The organism is Helcobacillus massiliensis, from assembly GCF_033106145.1.
GTDB classification, from domain to species: Bacteria; Actinomycetota; Actinomycetes; order Actinomycetales; family Dermabacteraceae; genus Helcobacillus; species Helcobacillus massiliensis.
The window spans coordinates 1,745,572-1,770,908 of sequence record NZ_CP136959.1 but is presented as its reverse complement, the minus strand read 5'-3'; the positions used below and the strand labels follow the sequence as shown (position 1 = coordinate 1,770,908).

The following is a 25,337-nucleotide window of genomic DNA, read 5'->3' as shown; positions in this document are numbered from 1 at the left end:
CGCGACTGGGGCCCCACCCGTCCACGTAGGATGGGCGGGGCCCCATCACTGCTGGATGGCGCTTCCGCCGATGCCGGGTGACCTGTGAGAGACGAGGAGGGATCAGGGTGAGGAAAGAGGGCCAGATCCGTCTGCGACCGACTCGTTCCGCCCGCGCAGCGTTCCTCGCCGCTGCTCTCGTGTTCGTCATCGTGCTGGACTTCCTGGTGGTGATCAGCTTCCTCGGCCAGAAGCTGTGGCGCGATGAGCGGCTCTTCCACGACCTGTGGTTCTCCGCTCCCGCGCTCGTGTGGCTGGGCATGCTGGTCATCGCGCTGTTCTACCTGATCCGCGCGACCACGCAGTCGGTGCTGGTGGACTCCCGTGGGATCCGGGTGCGGGGCCTGCTGCGCTGGCCGCGCCGCATCGACTGGGAGGACGTCTCCGCGGTGTGGGCGTTCACCGATATTGTGCGCCGCGCCCCCGCCGAAGCGGTGGACGGCGCCCCGGACGCGCACGACGCCGTGATCGTGATGGCGACCGGCATCCGCCGCATCGCGAACATCTCCGGCCGCCTGTACGGCGGCGCCAACCAGGAGCAGATGCTGGATGCCGCTGCCGCCGCGCAGGTGCGGGTGGAGCGGGTCGAGCAGATCACCTCCGCTGAGCTGCACCGCATGCTGCCCGGATCGTTGAAGATCGTGGACCGCTTTCCGAACGTTCTGCTGGGGATGGCGGCGCTGTTCTACGTGGCGCACAATGTGCTGACGTTCGTGATCTGGGGTCTGTGATCGCCCGGTGACCGAGTCATGAGCAGGCGCCGCCTGGCGCGCCGCCTCCCCTCACCCCTGCCCCAGCGGCACGGCCTGGATGCGGTGCGGGTGGTGCCGTCGGCCGACGAGGCGGGCCGCAGCGTCCGCGATGTCCTCACCGCCCGCTTCCCCGCGCTGGTCTCCGCTGAGGCTCAGGACCTGGGGGAGCGGTTCGCGCGCGGGGACGTGGTGGACCGCTCCGGCGCCCCCTACCGGCCGACGGATGCCGTCACCCGCGCCTCGGAGATCTTCTTCCACCGCGAGATCGCACCCGAACCGGTGGACGAGGTCGACATCCCGGTGGTGTTCGAGGATGAGCACCTGCTGGTGGTGGACAAGCCCGCCGGCGTTGCGTCGATCCCGCGGGGAGAGCATGTGCTGCGCTCCGCGCTGGTGCGGCTGCGGGTACGGCACGGGATCCAGGAGCTGTCGCCGCTGCACCGGCTCGACAAGCAGACGGCAGGCCTGCTGGCGCTGTCGAAGGTGCGCGCCGAGCGCGGCGCCTACCAGCAGATGTTCGCGGAGGCGGGCCGGGTGACGAAGCGGTACCGCGCGGTCTGCTGGGATGCGGGCGCGCACGGGCACGCACGCGAGCGCCTCCTCGCCGGGGAGGCGGTGGATGTGCGCGAAGCGATCCGCAAGGACCACGGCGACATCTGGGCGCATTCGGATGCAGGCGGCCGGGCCGCGCACTCCACGATGCGCCTCGTGGACCGATGGGAGAGCGCGGCGCCCGGTGCCGGCGAGGGCGGGGCCGCGCGGTTCCTGTTGGACCTGGTGCCGCACACGGGCCGCACCCACCAGCTGCGTCTGCACTGCACGCATGTGGGCCTGCCGATCCTCGGCGACGAGCTCTACCCGCAGCCCGCCCCCGACCCGGTCACCGGACAGCGGCAGCGCCGCGACACCGGCGGGATCGACCTGCAGCTGCAGGCGGTGCATCTGGCCTTCACCGACCCGCTCACGGGGGAGGAGCGGTCCTTCACCACCCCGACCCGGCTCACGGAGGCACCGCGATGACGACCGCACCGGACCCGCGCTCTGACGCGTCGCGCCCCAGCACGAACGCCCCGCGCTCTCGTCCTGATGCAGTGCGCGCCCGGACTGACGCGTCCGGCCGCATCATCCTCGGACCCACCGTGCTCGCGCACTGGCGCCCCGCCGCCTCGATGGGCCTGCCGCTGCTCGCCGTACCGCTCAGCACCATGGTCGCGGCATTCGCGCCCGGCATCCGCACGCTCAGCTGGGAGCTCAGCGCCCACCTGCCGTTCTGGGCAGCACAGCTGATCGAATTCGCCGCCGCCTGGGCAGTCACCTGGGCCGTGACGGCCCTCCTGGCGCTCGCGGTGCTCGCCCTGACCAACCCCCACGCCCGATTCGCCCCGGCCTCCGGCACGGTGTCCCTCCGGCCCGGGCCGTTCGCGCGTGGGCAGCGGGTTCCGCTGGAGCAGATCCTGCGGATCGATGCCGATCCGCGCCGCCAGGGAAGCACCGACATCTGGTACCGCCCGGCCGACGCCGCGGCCGAACCGGCGCGCATCACGGTGCCGTTCTCCGGCTGGGACGACGCCTCGTTCGACGGCATCCGGGCCCTCGCCGCGGCGGCCTCCGTCGGCCCCGTCCCGGGCCCACGCGCGCAGGAGATGGCGGCGCTGCTGCGCGCCTCCCGCACCCGCGACAACCGGGCGATGGCGCGCTCCCTCGGCATGGGGTGGCGGCCGGAATGGCAGGACCCGTCGGCCTTCGAAGCAGCGCTGGACGACGCCCGCCGCAGCGCCGGTCGCACCATTGGCCGCGGCGCAGACCGCACCGCCCGCCGAGAGCCCCGAGGCTGACGGCGCCCCGTGCCTCCCCGTGCGCCCGGGGGAGCGGACCGCAGCACCCCGGATGCCCGATGGATCACGTCACGCACGCCTGCTGCGCCTGCTCAGGGCCGGTACCATAGGTGCATGACGAGTGCAGATCCCTTCGGCTTTGTTGGCCTGACGTACGACGATGTTCTTCTGCTGCCCGGCGAGACGGATGTGATCCCGTCGGATGCGGACACCACCGCCCGCCTCACCCGGGAGATCTCGCTGCGGATTCCGCTGGCCTCCGCCGCTATGGACACGGTGACCGAGGCGCGCATGGCGATCGCAATGGCCCGCCACGGCGGCATCGGCATCCTACACCGCAACCTCTCCATCGACGACCAGGCCCACCAGGTGGACCTCGTCAAGCGCACTCAGACCGGGCGCATCACCAACCCCGTCACCATCAGCCCCGACGCCACCCTCGACGACTTCGACGCCCGCTGCGGCGAATTCCGCGTCTCCGGCCTGCCCGTGGTCGATGAGCAGGACATGCTGCTGGGCATCTGCACCAACCGCGACCTGCGGTTCATCCCCGTCGCCGAATGGAAGACCACCAAGGTGCGCGACGTCATGACCACCGACGTGTTCACCGCCCCCAGCGACGTCTCCAGCGAGGACGCCACCGCGATGCTGCGCCGCAACAAGCGCGAGCGCCTCCCGCTGGTCGACCCCTCCGGCAAGCTCACCGGCCTGATCACCGTGAAGGACTTCGTGAAGTCCGAGCAGTTCCCGAATGCGTCGAAGGACGGGCAGGGCCGCCTGCTCGTCGGCGCCGGCGTCGGCTTCTTCGGCGACTCGCTGGAGCGCGCCGGTGCGCTGCGCGACGCCGGTGTGGACGTCCTCGTGGTCGACACCGCGAACGGCCACGCCCGCCTCGCCCGCGAGATGATCCAGACCATCAAGAAGGACTCCTACTTCCGGGACGTCCAGGTGATCGGCGGCAACGTCGCCACCCGCGAGGGCGCGCAGGCGCTGGTCGACGCAGGCGCTGACGGCGTCAAGGTCGGCGTGGGCCCGGGCTCCATCTGCACCACCCGCGTGGTCGCCGGTGTGGGCGTTCCGCAGGTCACCGCGATCTACGAAGCATCCAAGGCGTGCAGGCCCGCCGGTGTTCCCCTCATCGGCGACGGCGGCCTCCAGTACTCCGGTGACATCGCCAAGGCCCTCGTGGCCGGCGCCGACACCGTCATGCTCGGCTCCCTCCTCGCCGGCACGAAGGAGTCCCCGGGCGAGGTGGTGCTCGTCAACGGCAAGCAGTTCAAGTCCTACCGCGGTATGGGATCGCTGGGCGCGATGGCGTCCCGCGGCAAGCAGTCCTTCTCCAAGGACCGCTATTTCCAAGCCGACGTGGACACCGACGACAAGATCGTCCCCGAAGGCATTGAGGGCCGCGTGGCGTACAAGGGTGCGCTCGGCGGTGTGATCCACCAGCTCACCGGCGGCCTGCACCAGTCGATGTTCTACGTGGGTGCCCACACCATCGACGAGCTGAAGGAGCGTGGGAAGTTCGTCCGCATCACCCCGGCCGGGCTGAAGGAATCGCACCCGCACCACATGGCCGCGATCATGGAGGCGCCGAACTACACGGCGTGAGCGGTCAGCTGCCGGAGGGGTCCTCCAGGTGCCCGAAGAGGGCCTCTTCGCAGCCGCGCAGCTGAGCATCCACCACCGGCGCGGGGGTGCCGGCGGTGAGCGTGGCCGTCGCCCAGCGGGCCGCGCAGCTGCGCATGAACTCGTGGGCTTCACGGCTCTGCGTCCACGCGTCCAGCTCCGCCCGGACGGACTCGGCGGGCCGGCTGAACGCGCCCTTCTCGATCTCGACGATGCCCTGCTGCAGGTACTGCTTCAGGCGCAGCAGCGTCAGGTCCCACGCGACGCCCACACCGATCACACCGAAGCTCTGCCAGTCCTCATCGGACAGCTCGGAACTGTGCGACAGGGATAGGTCGCAGGCGCCGCGGCCGTGCGAGTCGTCGAACGGGGGAGTGAGGTCCAGGTCCACGATGCTCGTGCGGTCGTCGAAGTTCCACGACATCCGCAGGTGCTGCTCCGGGATCCGTGCGAGGACCGCGCCCCAGGCGCTGCCGGGGATGACGTAGCCGTCGGCCGTCCTCTCAGACGGCAGGACGCGGCCGAACCAGCGGTTCAGCTGCTGGAAAGTGGAGATCGCGTCCCAGACGGCTCCGGCCGGGGCGTGGATCGTGGTCTCCAGGAGGACGGCGGCACGGTGAGCGGCGCGGCTGGTCGCGGGGGCAGGCTCGATGGAGACGGTGCGGGCGGCGTCGTCGACATGGTCCAGAGCGTTCAGGAGCTCGTTGCTGGGCATGGCCTCAGTGTCTCATGAGTCACCCCGCCGCACCGGCCCATCGCCGCGCACTGCTGTGCGCCTGCCCCGAATGCAAGGGTGCCGGCGTCATCTGCACGGACCTCGCGATGATGGCGGGCGCCGCCATCATCTGCATCCGCATCGGTCAGCCCGTCACCGCTGAGTCGCTGCAGGAGCACACGGCGCGGATCTGACGGTCGGCACCCGTCGGCCGGTCTAGTCCGGCCACCTCCACCGCAGGCCCACCATGCCCGGCCCGTAATCGGTGGCGAAGGTGCGCGCCCGCATCGAGGCGTTCACCATCGCCGGCCGCACCTGCACGTCCGTGTCCTTCTCGCCGCGCAGCTGCTCCACCTGGTCCGGCCAGTCGTGCTCTTCGAATTGCACTTCCAGCAGCACCTGCTTCGCGCGCCGCGCCACCGAGTAGAGCACTTCGGGCACCTGGTGCGGTGGGGTCGACAGGATCACGCGGAAATGGCAGGAGGCGAGATCGCCGGGGTGCAGGTCGTCGTCGATGATCACCTGGGCGCCGAACACCCGCTGCTGCGGCCAGTCGATCGCCTCGCCGATGCGGCAGCCGCCTACGGGGATGATCTCCGGGCGGATCACCGGCTCATCCTCGGCGAACATGTGGATCGACGGCATCATGCACGGCCCTGCCTTCAGTGCCCGCACGATCAGGTGGATGTCGATCCGCAGCTGCTCCTGGGCGCTGTCCAGGACGGCCCGCTCCACCACGGACATCTCGTGCGGCTGGTCCGTCGGGTCGGTGAAGCCCAGTTCCCGCATCATCCGTTCGAGGACTTCGCGCTGCGGTAGATCCTCATCGAGGGTGAGGAAGCGCATGGGCCGGCCGGGGAAGCGCGGGTGGACCAGTTCGTTGGAGAGGGCGCCGGTGTCCAGACCGAGGATCTCCTCCAGGGCCGGCAGTGCGGCGATGGAGCCGGGATGTTCGGGGGAGCGGGAGCCGCTCTGCCACATGCTGAGCGCGGCGACGCTGACGGAGTGGCCGCGCGCCGCGAGCTGCTGCTGGAGGGCGCGCAGGGAGAGTCGCCGACGGGTGATCGCCGTCCGCAGGGCCGTGGAGAACGAACTGGGCTCGGGCGGGCGCGGCCCGGACGGGGCGGGCCCGCTTGTCGGGCGGTGTTCCTCGCCCGCAGAGGTGTCGTTCACGTGTCACAGTGTGCCACGCTCACCGGGCGAAGGACTGCGGAGGAATCGGACTTTTCACAGTCGCAGTGGAGGTGTTCACGCTGGGCGCCGCGGGTGTTCACACAGGGGGCGGAAACGGTGAACACCGGAATTCTACACTTGTGGAAGTCGCACAGAGCGGCCCCGTGACGAGGCCGCTGCGGCACACAGATTTCCTCAGCACTGCGTTCCTGCCGAACACATGCGGAGGAGAGCGCGATGGTCCATCGATCGGGGGGTCGGTGGGCCATTCGCTTTTCCCGGCCCCGTCGGCCCGTCCACACCGCCACTCCTCCCCAGCGGCGCGCCGCCCCCGAACCCGCCGGCGTAGGCTGGGGCCATGAGCTGGATCAACGGGCCCCTCCTCGGCTTCGACACCGAGACCACAGGCACCAACACGGACACCGACCGCATCGTCACCGCCGCCCTCGTGTTCTCCACCGGGCCCGGCCGCGCCGGCGAAACGGTCGCCACCTGGCTGATCGACCCCGGTGTGGAGATCCCCGAAGCCGCCGCCCGCGTCCACGGCATCTCCACCGCTCACGCCCAGCAGTACGGCGTGCCCAGTCGTCCCGCTCTCGAAGAGATCGCCGCGCGCCTGACCGAGGCGCTGCAGCAGGGCACCCCGATCGTCGCGTTCAACGGCAGCTTCGACCTGCGCATCATCGAAGCCGAGCTCACCCGCCACGACCTGCCCACCCTCGCGGACCGGCTCGGCCACGACATCGCGCCCGTCATCGACCCTCTCGTGCTGGACCGCGGCCTCGACCGCTTCCGCAAGGGCAAGCGCACCCTGTCCGCGGTGATGGAGCACTACGGCGTCCAGCCCGACGGCACTATGCACACCGCCGATGTCGATGTCTCGATGACCCTGGACGTTCTGCGCGCCATGGCGGAGAAGTTCCCGGAGGTGGGCGGCACGGAGCTGCCGGAGCTGCACAAGAAGCAGATCGAACTGCACCGCGCGTGGGCGGAGAACTTCAACGAGTTCCTGAAGAAGAAGGGGAAGACCCCGGACGCGTCCACCACCTGGCCCCTCTGAGCCGCGCTCCGCGCACCCGTCGGCCAGCCCCGGCCCACTCCTCGGCCCGCCCGCGCCGCCGTGCGCACCCGTCGGCCGCCGCGCCGGTGCCGCCGTCCTGCCCGGGAGCCCAGGGGCCCCGGATAGGATGGGGCCGTGCTCAACGAAATCGAAATCGGCCGGAACAAGCGCGGGCGCCGCACCTACAGCCTCGATGAGGTCGCGGTCGTCCCCAGCCGCCGCACCCGCGACCCCGAAGACGTCTCCCTGTCCTGGCAGGTCGACGCCTACAACTTCGACATCCCCCTGTTCGCCGCACCGATGGACTCGGTGATAAGCCCGGACACCGCAATCCAGCTCGGCAGGTTCGGCGGCCTCGGCGTCCTCGACCTCGAAGGCCTCTGGACCCGCTACCAGGACCCCACCTCCCTGCTGAGGGAGATCGCCGAACTCGACCGCGCGGATGTCACCCGCCGCATGCGCGAGATCTACTCCGCCCCCATCCAGCCGGAGCTGATCCGCGAACGCATCCAGCAGCTGCGCGACGCCGGCGTCGTCGCCGCCGGCTCCCTGTCCCCGCAGCGCACCCAGGAGTACTGGAAGCACGTGGTGGACGCCGGCGTGGACCTCTTCTTCATCCGCGGCACCACGGTCAGCGCCGAGCACGTCTCCGGCAACCGCGAACCGCTGAACCTCAAGCGCTTCATCTACGAACTCGACGTCCCCGTCATCGTTGGCGGCTGCGCCACCTACTCCGCGGCCCTGCACCTGATGCGCACCGGCGCGGCCGGCGTCCTCGTCGGCTTCGGCGGCGGCGCCTCCCAGACCACGTGGGAGACCCTCGGCATCTCCGTGCCCCTCGCCACTGCGGTGGCGGACGTCGCCGCTGCGCGCCGCGACTACATGGACGAGTCCGGCGGCCGCTACGTCCACGTCATCGCCGACGGCGGCCTCGGCCGCTCCGGCGACCTCGTCAAGGCACTCGCCTGCGGGGCCGACGGCCTCATGGTCGGCGCCGCCCTCGCCCGCGCCACGGACGCCCCCGGCGGCGGATTCCACTGGGGCAGCGAAGCGCACCACCCCACCCTGCCGCGCGGTCACCGCGTGGAGGTGGGCCGCGTGGCGCCCCTGGAGCAGATCCTCTTCGGTCCCGGTCTGGAGGCCGACGGCACCACCAATCTCATGGGGGCGCTGCGGCACGCGATGGCGACGACCGGCTACACGGAGCTGAAGGACTTCCAGCGCGTCGAGGTCGTCACCAGCGCCTGAGACGCGATCCGTCTGCGCATTCGGGAATCCGAGCTCGGACGTCCCCGAATGCGTCGACGGATCGTCGCCGCCGCGGGGCCGGGCTGCGCCCCGCTGCGGCGCTCAGCCCTCCACGAGGCTGAGGGTCTGCTGCGCGATCGCGAGCTCCTCGTTCGTCGGGTACACCACCACGGTGACGGCGGAGTCATCCGTGGAGATGATCCGCGGCTCCTTCACCCGGCCCGCATTGCGCTGCGGATCCACCTCGATGCCGAACGCCTCCAGGCCCTTCAGCGCCTCAGCGCGGGCGAAATCAGCGTTCTCCCCGATGCCGGCGGTGAACGCGATGATGTCCACCCCGCCCATCACGAACGCGTACGACCCCACATACTTGCGCACCCGGTGCGCCCACACGGCGAACGCCCGCTGCGCGTCCTCGTCACCGGCGTCGAGAGCGGCCTCGAGGTCGCGGAAATCGGAGTAGCCGAGCATACCGACCAGGCCGGACTTCTTGTTGAGCAGGGTGTCCACCTCGGTGGGGGACATGCCGGCGCGGCGATGCAGATGCACGTACACACTGGCGTCGACGTCGCCGGAGCGGGTGCCCATCACCAGGCCCTCCAGCGGGGTCAGCCCCATGGAGGTGTCCACCGGGGCGCCGTCGACCACGGCCGACGCGGACGCGCCGTTGCCCAGGTGCAGAACGATCTGACGCAGGGGCCCGTCGGCCCCCTCCAGCCGGCCCTGCTCGCGCAGGAACTGCGGGACGCGCTCAGAGATGAAGCGGTGACTGGTGCCGTGCGCCCCGTAGCGGCGGATCCGGTGCTCCTCGGCGACCTCCTTGTTGAGCGCGTAGGTCGCAGCTGAGTCCGGCAGGGCGGTGAAGAAAGCGGTGTCGAACACGGCCACGTGCGGAATGGACGGCAGCAGCGCCTTCGCGCCGTCGATGCCGTCCACCGCGGGGTAGTTGTGCAGCGGGGCGAGTGCGCCGAGCGCGTAGATCGCGCCGCGGACCTCATCGTCGATCAGGGTGGGTTCGGCGAACTGGGCGCCGCCCTGCACCACCCGGTGGCCGACGGCGCGGACCGTCGACTCGTTCAGCTCCACACCCATCTTCGCGAACAGGTTCTGGATGACCTCCATGCCCGCCACGTGGTTCGGGACGGGCCCCTCATAGGTCTCCGTGCGGCCGTCGGCCTCGATGCGGGCGGTGCCGTTGCGCTGCCCGACCCGCTCCACGATGCCCACTGCGGTGGTGTGCTCGGAGACGGGGTCCACCAGCTCGAACTTGATCGAGGAGGAGCCGGAGTTGATCACGAGGATGGTCGAGGTCATGGGGAGTCCTTACTTCTGGTCGCCGACGGGTGCCGCCGGGGCATCGGCCTGGGCCTGGATCGCGGTGATCACGACAGTGTTGATGATGTCCTCGACGAGGGCGCCGCGGGAGAGGTCGTTGACCGGCTTGTTCAGGCCCTGCAGGATCGGGCCGATCGCGACGGCGCCGGCGGAGCGCTGCACCGCCTTGTACGTGTTGTTGCCGGTGTTGAGATCGGGGAACACGAACACGGTGGCACGACCCGCCACGGCGGAGTCCGGCAGCTTCGTCTTCGCGACGGACGCGTCCACAGCGGCGTCGTACTGGATCGGGCCCTCCACGTTCAGGTCCGGGTGGTTCTCGTGGACGATGCGGGTGGCTTCGCGCACCTTGTCCACATCGGCGCCGGACCCGGACGAACCGGTGGAGTAGGACAGCATCGCCACGCGAGGCTCCACCCCGAACTGCTGGGCGGTGGCGGCGGACTGGGCGGCGATGTCGGCGAGCTGCTCCGCCGACGGGTCCGGGTTGACGGCGCAGTCGCCGTAGACGAGGACTCTGTCCTCCAGTGCCATGAGGAATACGGAGGAGACGATCTTCGCGTCCGGGCGGGTCCGGATGATCTCGAAGGAGGGGCGGATGGTGTGCGCCGTGGAGTTCACGGACCCGGACACCATGCCGTCGGCGAGTCCCATGTGGACGAGCATCGTGCCGAAGTAGGAGACGTCCTGCACCTTCTCGCGGGCCTGGTCCACGGTGACGCCCTTGTGGGCCCGAAGCCGCGCGTACTCCTCGGCGAACCTCTCCACCAGCTCGGGGTCGGTGGGGGAGATGATGCGGGCTTCGGAGATGTCGTGGCCGAGCTGCGATGCGGTGGAGCGGATGGAGTTCTCGTCCCCGATGAGGATGAGGTTCGCGACTCCGCGGGCGAGGATCGCCTCAGCGGCGGCGAGGATGCGCGGCTCATCGCCTTCGGGCAGCACGATGGTCTTCTTCGCGCCGCGGGCGCGGGCGAACAGTTCGAACTGGAACATCATGGGGGTGACCACGTCGGACTTGGCGACGTCGATGACGCCGAGCAGCTCGTCCAGGTCGAGGTTCTCCGACACGTTGCGCCGCGCCGCATCCAGCTTCTGCGGCGAGTTCGCCGTAAGGCGGCCGGATGCGCCGGCCACGCGGATCGCGGCATCGAACGTGGACAGTTCGGTGGAGAGGATCGGCAGGTCCTGCTGCACACCCTCGGTGAGGCGCTTGACCTCGTCGGGCAGGTCGTAGCCGCCGGTGAGGACGATGGAGGACAGCGACGGGAACGTGCCGGACTGCTGAGCGAGCAGCAGACCCGGCAGCAGGTCGTACCGGTCACCGGGGGCGATGACCGTGCAGTTCTCGGTGAGGCGGCGCAGCACGTTCGGCAGGCTCATCGCGGCGACCACGTTGCCGAGGCTGGGGCGGGACAGCCATTCGTGGGCGCCCTGGATCAGCTGGCCGTCGATCGCGTCGCGCAGACCGGCGACCGTCGGCGCCATGATGATGGGGCTCTCCGGCAGCGCCCCCACGGCGATGCCCTCCGGCACGCGGGCGCGCAGGGCGGTGCGGACGTCGGCGAGGCGGTCCTGGCTGCAGCGGTTCGCGATGACGGCGACGGGCTGCGCATGGTGGGAGTCGAACTCCTGGACCGACAGCGCCGCGACGGTCGCGACCTCCTCCGCGGTGCGGTCCAGCCCGGAGACCACGAGCACCACGGAGGCGCCGAGGTTCGCGGCGGCGGTGGCGTTGAACTGCAGCTCAACGGGGTTGGCGACCTCGTCGTAGTCGGAGCCGAGGATCACCAGGGTGGTGAAGCGCTCCTGCAGCTCCTGGGCGCGCTGCAGCACGCGGGACTGCGCGGCGGCGGGGTCGGAGAACACGAGGTCGTAGTCCACGCCGAGCGCGTCCTCGTAGGTCTGGTCCACGGCGGGATGGCCGGTCAGCAGCTCCACCGCGTGGTCGGGTTCGCTGCTCTTCTTGGAGACGGGGCGGAACACGCCCACGCTCTCCGAGGTGGGGATGAGGGCTTCGAGCAGACCGAGAGCGACGGACGACTTCCCGGTTCTGCCTTCGGGCGATGCAATGTAGACGCAGTGACTCACGGCATCCAGCATAGGCGGGGCCGCGCCGCCGCGAGCTGGGCGGAACGTCCCCTGCTGTGAGGTGGGCGGCGCTGCCCGGCGGTGCCGTGTGAGGGGCGGCTCAGGCCGGGCCGGGGGAGCGGCACGTCCCGGCGGCTCGGCAGTAGCATGGCTGGCATGCTCCGTGTCGCTCTTCGGCCCCGCTTCCTGGGGCTGCTCGCCCTGATGGTCGTTGCGACCATTGTGTGCGGCCTGCTGGCGAACTGGCAGTGGGACCGCGCGAACCGGGCCCGCGACACGTCCGAACAGGTGCAGGCGGCGGCACCCGTCGGCCTCGAGGAGGTCCTCCAGGACGGGGACGTGGTGACGAACGCCGACCAGGGGCGCCTCATCACCGTCACCGGCCGGTTCGACCCGCAGCGCGAAGTGATCGTCCCCAACCGCTTCCTCGACGGCGAGGACGCCGCCGTCATCGTCACCGACTTCGAGGTCACCGACGGTCCGCTCGCCGGCACGCACATCCCGATCGCGCGCGGCTGGATCCCGCAGGACAGCATCGACGGCACCGCCCCCGCCACCGGCGGTGAGGCCGGCTCGCACGTCGGCGACGGCGTCGGCGGGCAGGAGCAGGAGACCGGTGGAGATGCTGTCCCGCAGCCCATTGATCCGCGCACCCTCGACCCCGCCGCCGTTGACGTGACCCCTGCGCCGGAGGGCACCGTCACGTTCGTCGGCCGCCTGGAGGCGTCCGAAGCGGCGGCCGACGGGTTCGTGCGCGACGGGGTCCTCGCCGAGATCTCCACCCCGCTGCTGGTGAACGAGTGGGGCGGCCCCATGGCCGGCGGCTACCTCGCGGTGACCGACGAGGCCGCCGACCACAACCAGAAGGCCGGTGCTGCGCAGCCGAAGGATCTGCGCACCCTGCCGGCGGCCCGCAGCCAGTTCCGGGAGGGACTGGATCTGCAGAATGTGTCGTACATGCTGCAGTGGGTCGCGTTCGGTCTCTTCTTCCTCTACATCTGGTACCGCTCCGTGCGCACCCAGTACCTCGATGAGCGCGCCGCGCGCCGCGAGGAGCTGGAGGCGATGCTCGGCGGGACCGAGCCCACCACCCCTCGCCAAGAAAAGGACAATGCCGGTGACTGAACCCCGTCCGCTCGATGAGACCCAGGTCCGCACTTCGCTCGCGCGCTTCAAAGTGGCGTCGATCGTGGAGGGCGTCGCCCTGCTGATCCTCGTGGTCATCATGATCTTCCGCTACCTCGTGTTCGGCGGGGCTGACGCGAGCGCGTCGGATGTGCAGCTGTGGGAGTCGATCTCGAAGACCTGGAGCCCGATCCACGGCCTCATCTACATGCTGTACGTGGTGCTGTGCTTCGACCTGTGGCTGAAGATGCGCTGGCAGATCGGCCGGCTCCTGCTGCTCATGCTGTTCGGCGTGGTCCCGGTGCTGTCGTTCTTCGGTGAGAAGTGGACCAGCCAGAAGGTCGAGACGGAGCTGCGCGAACGCCCCACCCTCGGCGACAGTGAGCGCTCCGCGAAGCGATAGGATGAGTACCGTGAACCAGACAGACGCAGCACCCGCCAGCCAGACGGCTCAGAACCCCGTCCTCGTGCTCGACTTCGGGGCCCAGTACGCGCAGCTGATCGCGCGCCGGGTCCGCGAGGCGAACGTCTACTCCGAGGTCGTCCCCAACTCGATGCCCGCCCAGGAGATCCTCGCGAAGAACCCCCGCGCCCTGATCCTCTCCGGCGGCCCCTCCAGCGTGTACGCCGACGGCGCACCCCGGCTCGACCCCGCCATCCTCGAGGCCGGCATCCCCGTGCTGGGCCTCTGCTACGGCTTCCAGGCGATGGCCGATGCGCTCGGCGGCCGCGTCGCCGAGACCGGTGTCCGCGAATACGGCGCCACCCGCCTCACCAGCGTGGACGGCGACTCCGTGCTCCTCGCCGGCCAGGACCTCGACCAGAACGTGTGGATGAGCCACGGCGACTCCGTCCACGAAGCACCCGACGGGTTCACCGTCATCGCTGAGTCCGCCGGCTCCCCGGTCGCCGCGTTCGAGGACGCGCAGCGCCGCCTGTTCGGTGTGCAGTGGCACCCCGAAGTGGGGCACAGCGACCGCGGGCAGGAGATCATCGAGAACTTCCTGGTGCGCGGCGCCGGCATCGAACCCGAATGGACCACCCGCAGCGTCATCGAGGAGCAGGTGGAGCTGATCCGCGAACAGATCGGTGACGGCTCCGCGATCTGCGGCCTGTCCGGCGGCGTCGACTCCGCCGTGGCGGCGGCCCTTGTGCAGCGCGCCATCGGTGAGCGCCTCACTTGCGTGTACGTGAACCACGGCCTGATGCGCAAGAACGAGTCCGAGGAGATCGAGAAGGCGTTCGGCGCCTCCACCGGCGGCGCGAAGCTCGTCATGGTGGATGCTGAGGAGCGCTTCCTGACCGCGCTCGCGGGCATCACCGACCCGGAGGAGAAGCGCAAGACCATCGGCCGCGAATTCATCCGCGTGTTCGAGCAGGCGCAGGAGGACATCCTCCGCGAGCAGGGCGTGGTGGCCGGCACCGGTGACGACGCCCACGCCGAAGCGAAGGCGTTCCTCGTGCAGGGCACCCTCTACCCGGATGTGGTGGAGTCCGGCGGCGGCGACGGCACCTCCAACATCAAGAGCCACCACAATGTGGGCGGCCTGCCCGATGACCTTCAGTTCGAGCTGGTGGAGCCGCTGCGCGCCCTGTTCAAGGACGAGGTCCGCGCCGTGGGCACGGAGCTGGGCCTGCCGGATGAGATCGTGCACCGCCAGCCGTTCCCGGGGCCGGGACTGGGGATCCGCATCATCGGCGAGGTCACGAAGGAGCGCCTGGACGTTCTCCGCGAGGCCGACGCGATCGTGCGCGCCGAACTCACCGCCGCCGGCCTGGACCGGTCCATCTGGCAGTGCCCCGTGGTGCTGCTGGCGGATGTCCGATCGGTGGGTGTGCAGGGTGATCACCGTACCTACGGCCACCCGGTGGTCCTGCGGCCCGTCACCAGTGAGGATGCGATGACGGCGGACTGGGCGAAGGTCCCGTACGACGTCCTGTCCCGCATCTCCAACCGCATCACCAATGAGGTCCGCGAGATCAACCGCGTCACCCTCGACATCACCAGCAAGCCGCCGGGCACCATCGAGTGGGAGTGAGTCGCTAACCCGACTCCGGTCCGGGCTTTCCCGGGGTCCGGCCCCGGTCCCGCTGGCCCGGCACCGCCAGCCCGGCCCCGGTTCCATGCGTTTCAGCGCTCTTGATTCCGATCGAGGGCGCTGAAACGCATTAACCGTGCCGCCGGCCCATTGTGCTGGCGCCGTTTGTCCACACCCCCAGCCGTCCCCACATCCGCGGAGCCCGTCGGCCGGCCGCCGGGGACCGGCGAGGCTGTGGACATGTCGATCCGCTCTGCCCCCGCTGCCGCCCACCCTCGCCCACCGCGTGTTCCACCGGTCCGATGCCGAGGCGCACGGCCTCGGCCCCCACCGGGTGAAGGCCGTGGACCTGCGGTCACTCGGATGCGGCTTCTATGCGCACCGCGACATCGAGGTCACCGAATCGATGCTCGCGAGTGCGGTGGTCGAGCACTACCCGGGAGCGGCGATCACGGGACCGACGGCGGCGCGCATTCACCGGTTGCCGCTGCCGCGGGAGCTGCAGACCTGGCAGGTCGGCCAGCCGATCCACCTGAACGCGCCGGCGGGCACGCGCCGGCGGGACAGCGGTCTCGTGTCATGGAGCCATCGCCGTGTGGACATCGGGACCGCGTTCGTGTCGGGCCGGGTGGTGCTGGCGTCCCGGGTGGACACGTGGCTGGATCTCTGTCCCATGCTTCCGCTGGATGCGCGGGTCGTCATTGCGGATCATCTGGTTCGGCATCCGCGGCGGGGACTGGAGCGTCGGGCGCTGCCGTATGCGTCCGTGGAGGATCTGCGTGCCGCAGTGGAGTCCCGAGTACGCCAGCATGGGATCGCCGCTGCGCGGTCGGCGCTGGCGTTGACGCGGGTCGGGTCGGACTCGCCCCAGGAGACGCGGTGCCGGCTCGGTTGCCACTTCGGCAGGCTGGATGAGCCGGAGCTGAACCCGGTCCTGAGAGGGGCAGGCGGCCGGTGGCTGTTCCAACCGGATTTTCTGTGGCGACACGCTCGGCTGCTCGTGGCGTACGACGGGCAGCCGCACTTCACCAGCGACCGTGCAGTCCATGATCAGGATCGGGCGCTGGACCTGCAGGCGCTCGGTTTCACGGTGCTGCGTCTGTTCCGAGATCACCTGCCTGCGCCGCGGTTGCATGCGTCCGACGACCAGGTCCGAGCGGCACTCGCGAACAGCCCGGCGGTGGCGCTGGTGCGACGCGCGCTCGAAGCGGCGTGACCGGCCCGTCAGGGGCCCGGCGCCGGGCGACCCCGGTTCCATGCGTTTCAGCGCACTCGTTCACGATCGAGCGCGCTGAAACGCATGCAACGCGGAAAGGGGGCCGCCGCCCTCAGCCCTGCGGCGCTGACACGGGATGGTGGTAGGTGAACTGCTGCGCGGTCGGGGTGTAGCCGAGCTTGCGGTACAGCTTGTCGGCGCCGGTGGGGGAGTCGGCATCGACCTGCAGCTCTGCGGTGGTGAACCCGGCGGCGCGGTACGTCTCCTGGAACACGGTCAGCAGGCTGGAAGCGGCGCCGAGGCCGCGCGCGTCCCCGCTGACCCCGAGGTATTCGGCGTGCGCCGTGGTCCCGTCGGCCGAGGATCCCGTGATGAGGGCGCCGACGATGCCGCGCTCCGGGTGCTCCGCAACGAAATCGAGGTCCCATGCGTGGCCGGCGAGCATCTCGACCCGCTCCTCGAACTCCTCGAACGTCTCCCGGTAGTAGTTGAAGTGATCGCGGAACGCGAGCTCGAGGACCCGGTGCAGCTCCTCCTTGTCCTCCTGCGACTCGACCGTGCGGATCACGAGGTCGCCCGAATCGGCGGTGTTCGTGGCGGCGTAGCGCGGGTCGTCCCGCTCGGACTCGGTGGTCGCAGCGGGGCTCAGCGGGATCTGCATGGTCAGCCAGGTGCGGACCTTCTCGAACCCCGCGCGCTCCAGTGCTGCCATGCGCACCGCGTGCTCAGCCTCGACCTCCGCCACCAGCATCGACTCGGCGAGGCCGCGCTCCGCGGAGATCTCCCCGGCGGTCTGCATCAGCCACTGCACCATGACGTCGGCGACCGCGTCGGCCGACGGGTGCGTCGGATCGATGGCCCACACCGCGTTGATGCGACCGGCCGCGCGGTCCTGCGCGATCGCCCAGCCGACGGGGTCCGGTCCCGCCTGGATCGACGCTTCGTCCGCGACCTCCGGGGCATCGCCGGCGTACACGAACATCGTGTGGTGGCGGGATTCGAACTTGTTGAGGCTCTCGGTGACGTCGATGGTGTGCGAGCCGGCGCTCAGTCGTGCGACGCGGGCGCAGGCCTCGCGGGCGGCGTCAGTGCCGGCGGTGTCAGGATCGATCGGTCGGACAGTGATGGCCGGTGCAGCGTTGGTCATGGTCTCCAGGGTACCGAGAAGGGTGCCCGGGCAGTCCGGGAGGGCGGTCGGCCGGGACCGAATTCGGGCAGCGGTGTCCGACGACCCGGTCGGTCACCCCGGCTCAGCCCGCTGCCACCACGGACCCCGTCGGCCCCGTTCCGGCGCCGCTGAGCTGGCGTCAGTTGTGGGTGCGCAGCGGCAGCTGCTTGACGAACAGCGACAGGATCAGTGCCAGCACCGCGAACGGGACGGCAGCCATGAACACGGAGTGCATTGCATCGCCCATGCCGGCCTGGATGGCCTCCACCAGCGGCGCCGGCATGTGGGACAGCGCCCCCGGGTCCAGCACGGCGTTGGATTCGCCGCCGGCGGGCACACCACCGGATTCGGCGAGCTTCTCCTTCAGCGGTGCGGGCAGCTCCGCGATCCGCTTCTGAATCGACGGTTCGGTGTTCGCGGCGAGGACGGAGCCGAGCACGGCGATGCCGACCGTGGATCCGACATTGCGGAAGAACTGCACCGACGAGGTCGCCACGCCGAGGTCCGTCTGCGCGACCGCGTTCTGCACCACCAGCATGTAGGTCTGCATCGACATGCCCAGTCCGATCCCGATCACGCTCATCGCGCCGGTCAGGGCCCACGAGGACGACTGGTGGTCCAGCAGGGTCAGCAGGATGTAGCCGACGAGCATGGTTGCCGCGCCGCCGATGAGGATCATCTTGTAGCGGCCGATCTTCGTGATCACGAGGCCCATCACGATGGAGGACAGCACCAGGGCGATGTTCAGCGGAATGAGGATGGCGCCGGACTCCGTGGCGGACACCCCGAGGGATGCCTGCGCGAACACGGGGATGTAGATGATGGCGCCGAACATGGCGACAGCGATCGCGAAGCTCGCCAGGATCGACACCGCCACCACCCGGTTCGCGAGGATCCTCAGCGGGATCAGCGGGGAGGGCACGCGCAGCTCGATGAGGACGAACACGATCAGCAGGGCCGCAGCCGCGGCGTACATGCCGAGGATGACGGGGCTGGTCCACGGATGCTGCGAGCCGCCCCAGGAGGTGGCGAGCAGGGCGAGTACGAGGCCTGGAATCAGGGTCGCCATGCCCCAGTAGTCGATGGGGGAGCGGTCACCGCGGTGGTCGAGGTGCATGTAGCGGATGATGAACCAGAGGGCGAGAGCGCCGAGTGGCAGCGTCATGTAGAACAGCCAGCGCCAGCCGAGGGCGTCGGTGATGACGCCGCCGAGCAGTGGGCCGGCGATGGAGGAGATGCCGAAGGTGGCGCCCATCAGGCCCTGGTACTTGCCGCGCTGGCGCGGCGGGATGATGTCGCCGATGATCGTCTGCGACAGCGGCATGAGGGTGCCCATGCCGATGCCCTGCACGGCGCGCGCGAAGACGAGGAACCAGAAGTTCTGGGATGCGCCGGCGAGGATCGAGCCCAGCAGGAACACTACGAGCCCCCCGATGTAGAAGGCGCGGCGGCCGAAGATATCCGAGAATTTGCCGACGATCGGCACCGCGACCGCGCTCGCCAGCATGGCGGAGGTCGCGATCCACGAGTAGTGCTCCATGCCGTGCAGCTCAGCGACGATCCGGGGGAGGGCGGGGCCCACGATGGTCTGGGAGATCGACGCCACGAACATGCCGAGCATGAGGCCGGCGAAGATGAGCTTGCCGCTGCGGTCCAGGCCGGTGAACTCCACGGGCGCCGGGGCGTGTTCGATCTGTTCGGGGGTCAGCGCCGGCATGTCCGAGGTGGTGGTGCCGCTGATGGTGCCGCTCGCGCGGACGGCGCTGCCGGTGACGGCGCCCCTGTCCATAGGTGCGTTCATCGAAGTCCTTCTGTTAGGGGGGGATCGGCGGAGGGTCTGAGTGAACGTGCGATCCGAACGCCTCCAACCCTACGGTTATTGCAGTCACTGCACAATTGCACTGTGTGCAGGCCTTGTGTGACACTGACCAAATGGACGCCCAGAACCCGTCGGTCGACGGATGTCGCCCCGCCCCGAGCCTGCGGGAGCGGAAGAAGGAGCAGGCGCGCGCAGCGATGCACCGCGCCGCCCTTGAGCTCACCTCCGAGCACGGCAGCACCTGCATCACCGTGGAGCAGATCGCCGATCGGGCAGGGGTGTCCCCGCGCACCTTCTTCAACTACTGGCACACGAAGGAACAGGCGATCCTCGGGCACGACCCGCACCGCATCGCCCACCTCGGCACGCTGCTGCGGGAGCGCCCGGGCGACGAGGCTCCCGAGGACTCCATGATCGTGCTCAGCCGTGCGTATATCGACACGGCACCGAACGATCCGGAGCTGCAGGAGATGCGCCGCGCGGTGCTCAAGCGCGAGCCCGCGCTCGGTCATCTCTCCATGGATGCCGCCAATGAGGTCCAGTGGGAGCTCATCCAGATCATGCATGAGCGACTGCTGGAGCAGTCGCCTGACCTGGGTGATGACGAAGCGTGGCAGCGAGCAGCTCTGGTGGTCCTGTACGCGTTCGCGTCGATCCGGGCGGCGTTCGTCACCGCTATGCGCCAGAACGTCTCGGTCGCAGAAGCGCTGGAGTCGATCGAAGCGGTGCGCGCCGCCATCATTCAGGAGCGCGCCTGAGCCGTCTTCGCAACAATGGTGCGCAGAATGCACCGTGATAGTCCCGTGATAATGTTGTAGCCGACTGTTCATGTTCCGTTGACCCACTTGTTGTGTAAACGTGACTATGTGTGAGTGGTTGCAGCTGCTCGGAAGGATCGCGCGAAAAGGTCTTCCTGCCTGGGGCTTTGCCGGGCCTAGGTGCAGTCTGAGTGTGCTCGACCGTGGAGTATGCATAATTCATGCGTACGTAACAATTCCTACAGGAAAGCGCGTTCGACCCTGAAAGATTCCAGGTCGTGATCAGGAAGCGGTGTGTACATTCTTTTTCGGAAGCGCCGGTTGGTGCTGGGCCGCGGTGTCGCACCGATCGTCGCCGGGCCGCTACGATTACCGAGGGAAGGAATCCTCATGACTTTCAAGGGCAACATCAACGAACTGCAGAGCGCCGAGGTCGTCGACTCCACCGGCGACAAGCTGGGCAAGGTCGGCCAGCTGTACCTCACCGATGGTTCACAGGAGCCGTCGTGGGTGACCGTCAACCTGGGTCTCTTCGGCAGCAAGGAGACCTTCATTCCGCTGGCTGACGCCAAGTTCGACAACGGCGTCATCACCGTTCCCTACGAGAAGTCCTTCATCAAGGATGCTCCGAACGTGGAGGACGACGGCAAGATCGACCACAAGGAAGAGGAAGAGCTCTACCGCTACTACGGCGTCGCCGGTCACGGCGCTGCCGGCCAGGGCGGTCGCCGCGACAACGACCTCGATCGCGAAGCCGGTGTCGCCGGCGGCCTCGGCCACGACCGCCGCGACAACGACCTCGACCGCCGCGATGCGGCTGACCATGACCGTCGCGATGCTGCTGACCAGGACCGTCGCGATGTCGCTGACCGTGACCGCACCGACGTCGACGACGCCGACGGTGTCACCCTGCACGCCGAGCGCGCTGAGGTCGGCACCGAGCGCAAGGAGACCGGCCAGGCACGCCTGCGCAAGTACGTGGTCGAGGAGACCGAGCAGGTCGAAGTCCCGGTTCGTCGCGAAGAGGTCGTCCTCGAGCGCGAGCCCGGCAGCGGCAAGACCGGCGGCACCATCGGCGGCGGCACCGACGAGGATGTCACCGTGACCCTCCACGAGGAGCGCCCGGTCGTCTCCAAGGAGACCGTGGAGACCGAAAAGGTCCGCCTCGGCACCAAGACCGTTGAGGACACCGAGACCGTCAACACCACCGTTGCTCACGAAGAGGTCGACCTCGAGACCGGCGAGCAGCGCGGCGACGTCGCGGGCGACAAGCGCGACCTGAACAACGACGGCAAGCGCGACATCTGATGGCACTGACGCGCCCCTGAGCGCACATGAAGAAGCGCCCCACCGGACGGGAAGTCCGGTGGGGCGCTTCGTGTGGTCGGGGAATCACCAGCTGCCGAGCTTCATGACCTGTCTCTGCGGATTGGCGGTGACAGTGGCGGACCAGCCGTTGGTCGTTGTGAACGTGCCGGTGTGTGCGACCCACCAGGTGACCGAGCTTCCGGGGCAGTAGCGGTTGCTGGGGCTGAAGTGCACGCGCAGACTGGTGGTCGCCCAGCTGGGAACCCGCTGGCCTTCGTTTGCGGTCACCGTCTTCTGCGTGGCGGTGCCGCGCCAGGAGAAGGTGAAGGCGCTGTAGCGGCGCCCGTCTGACAGGGTCACGGCCCTCAGGTCGGTGAATCGCCAGTAGGGGGCGTCCCGGGAGTCGATGGTCACCCCATTGTTCTGTGCCGAGGTGTTCACCATGCCGAACGGGTAGTACAGGATAGTGGTCACGTTCGTTGCGGTGGCGTCCACGGTGGGGGAGAGGTCGGTGGTCTCCGTGCCGTCGATGACCATTCTCCGGTTGAACACGGAGAAGCCTTACGCGGCCGTGTTCTCGTTGTTGACCATGTTGGAGTACCGCAGCTGGGTGGCACAGCAATTGCCGTAGTTGTCCCAGGTGTAGCTGTACATGCTCGACCAGGAGGTGGACAGGTCGTACCTGGGCTGGGCGCCGCTTCTGGCATATGCCGGCGCGGCAGTCGCGACGGCGACGACGGGGCTGGCCCACGCCGCACCTCGCATGAGTGCCCGGCGGCGGATTCGTGGCTCAGTGGTCGGGGGTGTGGACATGGTGCCTCCTGGCGGGAATGGTGGTGCGGTGCAACGCCCTCACCATATTCACCGACCGACCGGAAAAGAAGGTTACCCGCCTTGGTGGTCGGGCGCTCGGTGGTCAGCAGAGCAGAACCCCAGGTCAGAGGGGCAGGACGATCGCATGAAGGTTTTGAGTTCGGTCGAAGGAGACCCCCGTGGGCTCCAGGCGCGAGGAGGGCCCGCACTGCCGCAGCAGCACGGGCCCTCCGTTGCAGGACGTCCGTCGGACTCGCCCCACCGTTCCCGGCGGGACGGTCATGCGGTCACTTGCGCCCCTGGTTCGCGACCGCTTCGGCGGCCTTTCGGGCGGCTTCGGCGTCGAGGTACTCGCCGCCGCGGACCGTCGGCCGGAAGTCCTCATCCAGCGTGTACACCAGCGGCTGGCCGGTGGGGATGTTGAGGCCGGCGATGTCCTCATCGGAGATGCCGTCCAGGTACTTCACGAGGGCGCGCAGGGAGTTGCCGTGCGCGGCGACCAGCACGGTCTTCCCGTCGGCGAGGTCCGGCTTGATGCTGGACTCCCAATACGGCAGGAAGCGGTCGATGACCTGCTTGAGCGCCTCCGCGTGAGGCATCTCGTCACCGAGGCCCTGGTAGCGGGGGTCGTTGTCCTGCGCGAACTCGCTGTCCGCTTCGATGTTCGGCGGGGGAGTGTCGAAGGAGCGGCGCCATGCCATGAACTGCTCCTCGCCGTACTTCTCCAGCGTCTCCGCCTTGTCCAGGCCCTGTAGGGCGCCGTAGTGGCGCTCGTTGAGGCGCCAGTCGCGCTTCACGGGGATCCAGTGGCGGTCGGCCTCATTGAGCGCCAGGTTCGCGGTGGAGATGGCGCGGCGCAGCAGGGAGGTGTGCACAACGTCCGGGAGCAGGCCGGCCTCCTTGATGAGGCGGCCGCCGTTGACGGCCTCCTTCTCACCCTGGGCGGTGAGGGGCACGTCCACCCAACCGGTGAACAGGTTCTTCTCGTTCCAGTCGCTCTGGCCGTGGCGGAGCAGAATCAATGTGTGGGTCATGCCCCGCAGTCTACCGGCGCACCCTCAAGCCTCCACGAGGATCGTCACCGGTCCGTCGTTCACCAGGGACACCTGCATATGTGCCCCGAACTCGCCCTCCGCCACGGTGAGGCCCCGGGAGCGAAGCTCCTCGACCACCCGCGCCACCAGCGGCTCGGCGACCGGGCCGGGCGCCGCCTGGTTCCACGACGGCCGGCGGCCCTTGCGGACGTCCGCGTACAGGGTGAACTGTGAGACCACCAGGATCGGGGCGTCCAGATCGGTCGCGGACTTCTCACCGGAGAGGATCCGCAGCTCCGCGATCTTCCGGGCAATGGTCTGCACCTGCTCCTCGCCGTCGTCATGGGTGACGCCGAGCAGGACCAGCAGGCCTTCGGAGTCGATCCGGGAGTGGTCGCGGCGCTCTCCGGTGTCGTCGTCGAGCACGGCGACGGACGCGGAGCTCACTCGCTGCAGAACTGCGCGCATCGGTGGTCCTTCCTCAGCCCTGGCGGTGCTGGTCGAACGTGGTGGGGTTCGGCAGGTGGGACGGCTGTGGCACCCGTCGGCGGTTCCACGGCGCCCTGACCGGCGTCGGCGGGGACAGTGTGGGGCGCCGCCACAGAGAGTGCTCGTCCTGTTCGTCGGCGCGGTTGGCGGTGGCCGCGAGGTGGATCTCCATCGCGCTGGGCTGGGGGACCGGCGCCATCGGGATTGTGGGGTCGTGGTGGAAGTCCGCGGCCGACGGGCCCTGCCCGTCCGCCGATTCCTGCACGCCCTCGTCCATCGCCTGCCGGGTGTCGGTGGTCGGCGCACCGGAGGACAGCACCTCCGATTCGAGCTCCGCGGGTGGTTCGACCGGTGGGACGGCGGTGGAGGGGTCGATGATGAGACCTCCCGGCATGGGGCCGGTGTAGCGGCGGCCCTGTTCGGAGACCTCCACCCAGGTCTCCGCCACGCGCACCATCGCTTCGGTGGCGACCTCCCAGTCGCGCTCCTGCTGGCGGTGCGGGCCGGTGGCCAGCGACAGCACCACGCCGGCGGCGCGCAGCGCCAGTTCCTGCGGGTCCACGCGGCGCGCGAACACCGGATACCACTGGCGGATCACCCCGGCGACGCGCTCGTGCACGTCCAGCGGGATGCGCTTGAGGTTCGCGTAGTCGGCGAGCACGGAGATGTGGGCGAACATGCAGGCGAGGTCGTCCGCGCGGCGGCCGGGGCCGATGGTGTCGATGTCCAGGACGCCGACCACGCGGCCGCGGTCCACGAACACCTGCGCTTCGTAGAAGTCGCCGTGGACCACATCGGTGGGCTGCTGCCCGATGCGGGACTCAACGCGCGCCAGGCCCGTGGTGATGCGGTGCACGAGCACGTCGAGGCGGTCCTGCAGCTGCGGCATCGAGCTGGCGACCACACCGGCGTAGAAGCCGGCGGACTCGGTCCAGGCCGGGCGGTGGGTGCCGGCGAACATGTGCGAGGGGAACCGGTCGAGCAGGGCGATGAGGTCCTCCGCAGAGCAGGCCTCGGGGCCGTCCTCCACGAGGGCCTGCGCGAGGACGGTGCCGGGCAGTTCGGCGAGGACCACGAGACCGGAGCGGTGGGCGAGGACCTGCGGGACCGGGACGCCGGCGCGCAGCAGCTCGTTGTGCTGGGCGACCACTTCGCCGGAGGTGTGCGGCTGCATCACCTTGAGGTACACGGTGCGGTCCGCGAGCGCGGCCTTGAGGACGGCGCGGCGGCCGGGCCGGTAGGAGACGACCTCCACGGGGATGGGGGTGCCTGGGGCGTATCCGGTGGGGATGCCGAGGTCGATGAGGGTGCGATGCAGTACGTCGGGGTAGCAGACGTGCTGGAGGGCGGGCAGCCACGGGTCGTGCGGGTAGCGCCAGACGCGGACGTTCATGTCGCCGTCGGTCATGACGAGGGACTGCTCGGGGCTGAGGACGTTCTTCTCCGCTTCGCCGATGTGGGCAGCGACGCCGAACAGTTCGTCGCGGGGTTCGGCGTCGGGGCCGTCGAGCTTCGGCCAGCGCACGCGGGTGCGGAACAGGGCCTTGGTGGAGCGGGAGGGTCGGTGGTCCACCTGGTCGAGGGACCAGGAGTCGAGGATGCCGCCGGCGTTGGTGACGGCCGCCTCCAGAACGCTGCCGGCTTGGGGACTCGTCAGCAGTTCCGAACCGTCCAGAGAGAGAACCATGGGGGCT

At 69.5% G+C, this 25,337-nt stretch carries 24 protein-coding genes; 13 read left to right on the top strand and 11 right to left on the bottom strand.

Annotated elements, in window-relative coordinates; genetic code table 11:
- Positions 1–107 precede the first annotated feature (107 nt).
- From R3I40_RS08230 to guaB, 4 genes are all read left to right on the top strand, one after another.
- Positions 108–770, top strand: coding sequence for a hypothetical protein (locus R3I40_RS08230; protein ID WP_183375868.1), 663 nt, complete (start codon positions 108–110; stop codon positions 768–770).
- 18 nt (positions 771–788) lie between these two features.
- Entirely contained in the window at positions 789–1,811 is a 1,023-nt protein-coding gene (locus tag R3I40_RS08225; protein WP_183375867.1) for a pseudouridine synthase, read from the top strand.
- Entirely contained in the window at positions 1,808–2,626 is an 819-nt protein-coding gene (locus R3I40_RS08220; protein ID WP_285261780.1) for a hypothetical protein, read from the top strand. The genes R3I40_RS08225 and R3I40_RS08220 overlap by 4 nt, the downstream gene beginning before the upstream one ends.
- A gap of 114 nt (positions 2,627–2,740) precedes the next feature.
- Positions 2,741–4,237 carry an IMP dehydrogenase gene (guaB, locus tag R3I40_RS08215; protein WP_259924178.1) on the top strand — a complete coding sequence of 499 codons (1,497 nt, stop codon included), beginning with the start codon at positions 2,741–2,743 and terminating at the stop codon, positions 4,235–4,237.
- A 4-nt stretch (positions 4,238–4,241) separates the two neighbouring features.
- On the opposite strand, the gene R3I40_RS08210 is transcribed toward guaB, so the two are convergent.
- On the bottom strand, positions 4,242–4,970 hold the full coding sequence (locus R3I40_RS08210; protein WP_239373736.1) for an SRPBCC domain-containing protein: 729 nt from the start codon (positions 4,968–4,970) through the stop codon (positions 4,242–4,244).
- A gap of 14 nt (positions 4,971–4,984) precedes the next feature.
- On the opposite strand from R3I40_RS08210, the gene R3I40_RS08205 reads away from it, so the two are divergent.
- On the top strand, positions 4,985–5,164 hold the full coding sequence (locus R3I40_RS08205; RefSeq protein WP_285261781.1) for a hypothetical protein: 180 nt from the start codon (positions 4,985–4,987) through the stop codon (positions 5,162–5,164).
- Between the two features lie 22 nt (positions 5,165–5,186).
- On the opposite strand, the gene R3I40_RS08200 is transcribed toward R3I40_RS08205, so the two are convergent.
- The gene (locus tag R3I40_RS08200; protein WP_183375858.1) at positions 5,187–6,143 is read right to left on the bottom strand and encodes a hypothetical protein; all 957 of its coding nucleotides are present in this window, start codon (positions 6,141–6,143) and stop codon (positions 5,187–5,189) included.
- A gap of 358 nt (positions 6,144–6,501) precedes the next feature.
- On the opposite strand from R3I40_RS08200, the gene R3I40_RS08195 reads away from it, so the two are divergent.
- The gene (locus R3I40_RS08195; RefSeq protein WP_239373732.1) at positions 6,502–7,203 is read left to right on the top strand and encodes an exonuclease domain-containing protein; all 702 of its coding nucleotides are present in this window, start codon (positions 6,502–6,504) and stop codon (positions 7,201–7,203) included.
- A gap of 135 nt (positions 7,204–7,338) precedes the next feature.
- A complete protein-coding gene (locus tag R3I40_RS08190; protein ID WP_285261782.1) occupies positions 7,339–8,451 on the top strand; it encodes a GuaB3 family IMP dehydrogenase-related protein in 1,113 nt (370 codons plus the stop codon).
- Positions 8,452–8,553: 102 nt separating this feature from the next.
- On the opposite strand, the gene R3I40_RS08185 is transcribed toward R3I40_RS08190, so the two are convergent.
- Together R3I40_RS08185 and pta are read right to left on the bottom strand one after the other, a co-directional pair.
- Entirely contained in the window at positions 8,554–9,765 is a 1,212-nt protein-coding gene (locus tag R3I40_RS08185) for an acetate kinase (protein WP_285261783.1), read from the bottom strand.
- Positions 9,766–9,774: 9 nt separating this feature from the next.
- Complete coding sequence (pta, locus tag R3I40_RS08180; RefSeq protein ID WP_285261784.1) at positions 9,775–11,886, bottom strand: phosphate acetyltransferase; 2,112 nt, start codon at positions 11,884–11,886, stop codon at positions 9,775–9,777.
- Positions 11,887–12,030: 144 nt separating this feature from the next.
- On the opposite strand from pta, the gene R3I40_RS08175 reads away from it, so the two are divergent.
- The 4 genes from R3I40_RS08175 to R3I40_RS08160 all read left to right on the top strand — a co-directional run bounded on the left by R3I40_RS08175 (position 12,031) and on the right by R3I40_RS08160 (position 16,254).
- Complete coding sequence (locus tag R3I40_RS08175; protein ID WP_183375848.1) at positions 12,031–12,999, top strand: SURF1 family protein; 969 nt, start codon at positions 12,031–12,033, stop codon at positions 12,997–12,999.
- Entirely contained in the window at positions 12,986–13,402 is a 417-nt protein-coding gene (locus tag R3I40_RS08170) for a DUF3817 domain-containing protein (protein ID WP_183375846.1), read from the top strand. Before R3I40_RS08175 ends, R3I40_RS08170 begins: the two co-directional genes overlap by 14 nt.
- Before the next feature lies 1 nt (position 13,403).
- Positions 13,404–15,038, top strand: coding sequence for a glutamine-hydrolyzing GMP synthase (guaA, locus tag R3I40_RS08165; RefSeq protein ID WP_183375844.1), 1,635 nt, complete (start codon positions 13,404–13,406; stop codon positions 15,036–15,038).
- A 286-nt stretch (positions 15,039–15,324) separates the two neighbouring features.
- On the top strand, positions 15,325–16,254 hold the full coding sequence (locus R3I40_RS08160; protein ID WP_239373721.1) for a DUF559 domain-containing protein: 930 nt from the start codon (positions 15,325–15,327) through the stop codon (positions 16,252–16,254).
- A 112-nt stretch (positions 16,255–16,366) separates the two neighbouring features.
- Here the strand turns inward: R3I40_RS08160 and R3I40_RS08155 are convergent, their stop codons facing one another.
- Together R3I40_RS08155 and R3I40_RS08150 are read right to left on the bottom strand one after the other, a co-directional pair.
- Positions 16,367–17,401 (bottom strand): GNAT family N-acetyltransferase, encoded by a 1,035-nt coding sequence (locus tag R3I40_RS08155; RefSeq protein ID WP_183375840.1) that lies wholly within the window; start codon positions 17,399–17,401, stop codon positions 16,367–16,369.
- 160 nt (positions 17,402–17,561) lie between these two features.
- Entirely contained in the window at positions 17,562–19,223 is a 1,662-nt protein-coding gene (locus R3I40_RS08150) for an MDR family MFS transporter (protein WP_239373718.1), read from the bottom strand.
- Between the two features lie 131 nt (positions 19,224–19,354).
- Between R3I40_RS08150 and R3I40_RS08145 the strand changes: the two genes are divergently transcribed.
- Together R3I40_RS08145 and R3I40_RS08140 are read left to right on the top strand one after the other, a co-directional pair.
- On the top strand, positions 19,355–19,999 hold the full coding sequence (locus tag R3I40_RS08145) for a TetR/AcrR family transcriptional regulator (RefSeq protein ID WP_285261785.1): 645 nt from the start codon (positions 19,355–19,357) through the stop codon (positions 19,997–19,999).
- Positions 20,000–20,389: 390 nt separating this feature from the next.
- Positions 20,390–21,307, top strand: coding sequence for a DUF2382 domain-containing protein (locus R3I40_RS08140; RefSeq protein WP_285261786.1), 918 nt, complete (start codon positions 20,390–20,392; stop codon positions 21,305–21,307).
- An 84-nt stretch (positions 21,308–21,391) separates the two neighbouring features.
- Here R3I40_RS08140 and R3I40_RS08135 read toward each other — a convergent pair whose 3' ends face one another.
- From R3I40_RS08135 to R3I40_RS08115, 5 genes are all read right to left on the bottom strand, one after another.
- Positions 21,392–21,859, bottom strand: a complete 468-nt coding sequence (locus R3I40_RS08135; protein ID WP_285261787.1) for a hypothetical protein — start codon at positions 21,857–21,859, stop codon at positions 21,392–21,394.
- A gap of 9 nt (positions 21,860–21,868) precedes the next feature.
- Positions 21,869–22,120, bottom strand: a complete 252-nt coding sequence (locus R3I40_RS08130) for a hypothetical protein (RefSeq protein WP_285261788.1) — start codon at positions 22,118–22,120, stop codon at positions 21,869–21,871.
- A 287-nt stretch (positions 22,121–22,407) separates the two neighbouring features.
- Positions 22,408–23,154: a phosphoglyceromutase gene (locus R3I40_RS08125; RefSeq protein ID WP_259923834.1), complete on the bottom strand. Its 747-nt coding sequence runs from the start codon at positions 23,152–23,154 to the stop codon at positions 22,408–22,410.
- A gap of 24 nt (positions 23,155–23,178) precedes the next feature.
- Positions 23,179–23,622 (bottom strand): D-aminoacyl-tRNA deacylase, encoded by a 444-nt coding sequence (dtd, locus tag R3I40_RS08120; RefSeq protein ID WP_183375834.1) that lies wholly within the window; start codon positions 23,620–23,622, stop codon positions 23,179–23,181.
- A 13-nt stretch (positions 23,623–23,635) separates the two neighbouring features.
- Positions 23,636–25,330, bottom strand: a complete 1,695-nt coding sequence (locus R3I40_RS08115) for a phosphotransferase (RefSeq protein ID WP_259923833.1) — start codon at positions 25,328–25,330, stop codon at positions 23,636–23,638.
- Between the last annotated feature and the right edge of the window lie 7 nt (positions 25,331–25,337).

Bases quoted from the DNA above. Each gene is read 5' to 3' on its own strand.
- R3I40_RS08225 (WP_183375867.1), top strand. From the start codon at position 789: ATGAGCAGGCGCCGCCTGGCGCGCCGCCTCCCCTCACCCCTGCCCCAG.
- guaB (WP_259924178.1), top strand. From the start codon at position 2,741: ATGACGAGTGCAGATCCCTTCGGCTTTGTTGGCCTGACGTACGACGAT.
- R3I40_RS08130 (WP_285261788.1), bottom strand. From the start codon at position 22,120: ATGTCCACACCCCCGACCACTGAGCCACGAATCCGCCGCCGGGCACTC.
- R3I40_RS08205 (WP_285261781.1), top strand. From the start codon at position 4,985: ATGAGTCACCCCGCCGCACCGGCCCATCGCCGCGCACTGCTGTGCGCC.
- R3I40_RS08125 (WP_259923834.1), bottom strand. From the start codon at position 23,154: ATGACCCACACATTGATTCTGCTCCGCCACGGCCAGAGCGACTGGAAC.
- R3I40_RS08115 (WP_259923833.1), bottom strand. From the start codon at position 25,330: ATGGTTCTCTCTCTGGACGGTTCGGAACTGCTGACGAGTCCCCAAGCC.
- R3I40_RS08175 (WP_183375848.1), top strand. From the start codon at position 12,031: ATGCTCCGTGTCGCTCTTCGGCCCCGCTTCCTGGGGCTGCTCGCCCTG.
- R3I40_RS08150 (WP_239373718.1), bottom strand. From the start codon at position 19,223: ATGAACGCACCTATGGACAGGGGCGCCGTCACCGGCAGCGCCGTCCGC.
- R3I40_RS08210 (WP_239373736.1), bottom strand. From the start codon at position 4,970: ATGCCCAGCAACGAGCTCCTGAACGCTCTGGACCATGTCGACGACGCC.
- R3I40_RS08195 (WP_239373732.1), top strand. From the start codon at position 6,502: ATGAGCTGGATCAACGGGCCCCTCCTCGGCTTCGACACCGAGACCACA.
- R3I40_RS08140 (WP_285261786.1), top strand. From the start codon at position 20,390: ATGACTTTCAAGGGCAACATCAACGAACTGCAGAGCGCCGAGGTCGTC.
- guaA (WP_183375844.1), top strand. From the start codon at position 13,404: ATGAGTACCGTGAACCAGACAGACGCAGCACCCGCCAGCCAGACGGCT.
- dtd (WP_183375834.1), bottom strand. From the start codon at position 23,622: ATGCGCGCAGTTCTGCAGCGAGTGAGCTCCGCGTCCGTCGCCGTGCTC.
- R3I40_RS08220 (WP_285261780.1), top strand. From the start codon at position 1,808: ATGACGACCGCACCGGACCCGCGCTCTGACGCGTCGCGCCCCAGCACG.
- pta (WP_285261784.1), bottom strand. From the start codon at position 11,886: ATGCTGGATGCCGTGAGTCACTGCGTCTACATTGCATCGCCCGAAGGC.
- R3I40_RS08155 (WP_183375840.1), bottom strand. From the start codon at position 17,401: ATGACCAACGCTGCACCGGCCATCACTGTCCGACCGATCGATCCTGAC.
- R3I40_RS08145 (WP_285261785.1), top strand. From the start codon at position 19,355: ATGGACGCCCAGAACCCGTCGGTCGACGGATGTCGCCCCGCCCCGAGC.
- R3I40_RS08170 (WP_183375846.1), top strand. From the start codon at position 12,986: ATGCCGGTGACTGAACCCCGTCCGCTCGATGAGACCCAGGTCCGCACT.
- R3I40_RS08185 (WP_285261783.1), bottom strand. From the start codon at position 9,765: ATGACCTCGACCATCCTCGTGATCAACTCCGGCTCCTCCTCGATCAAG.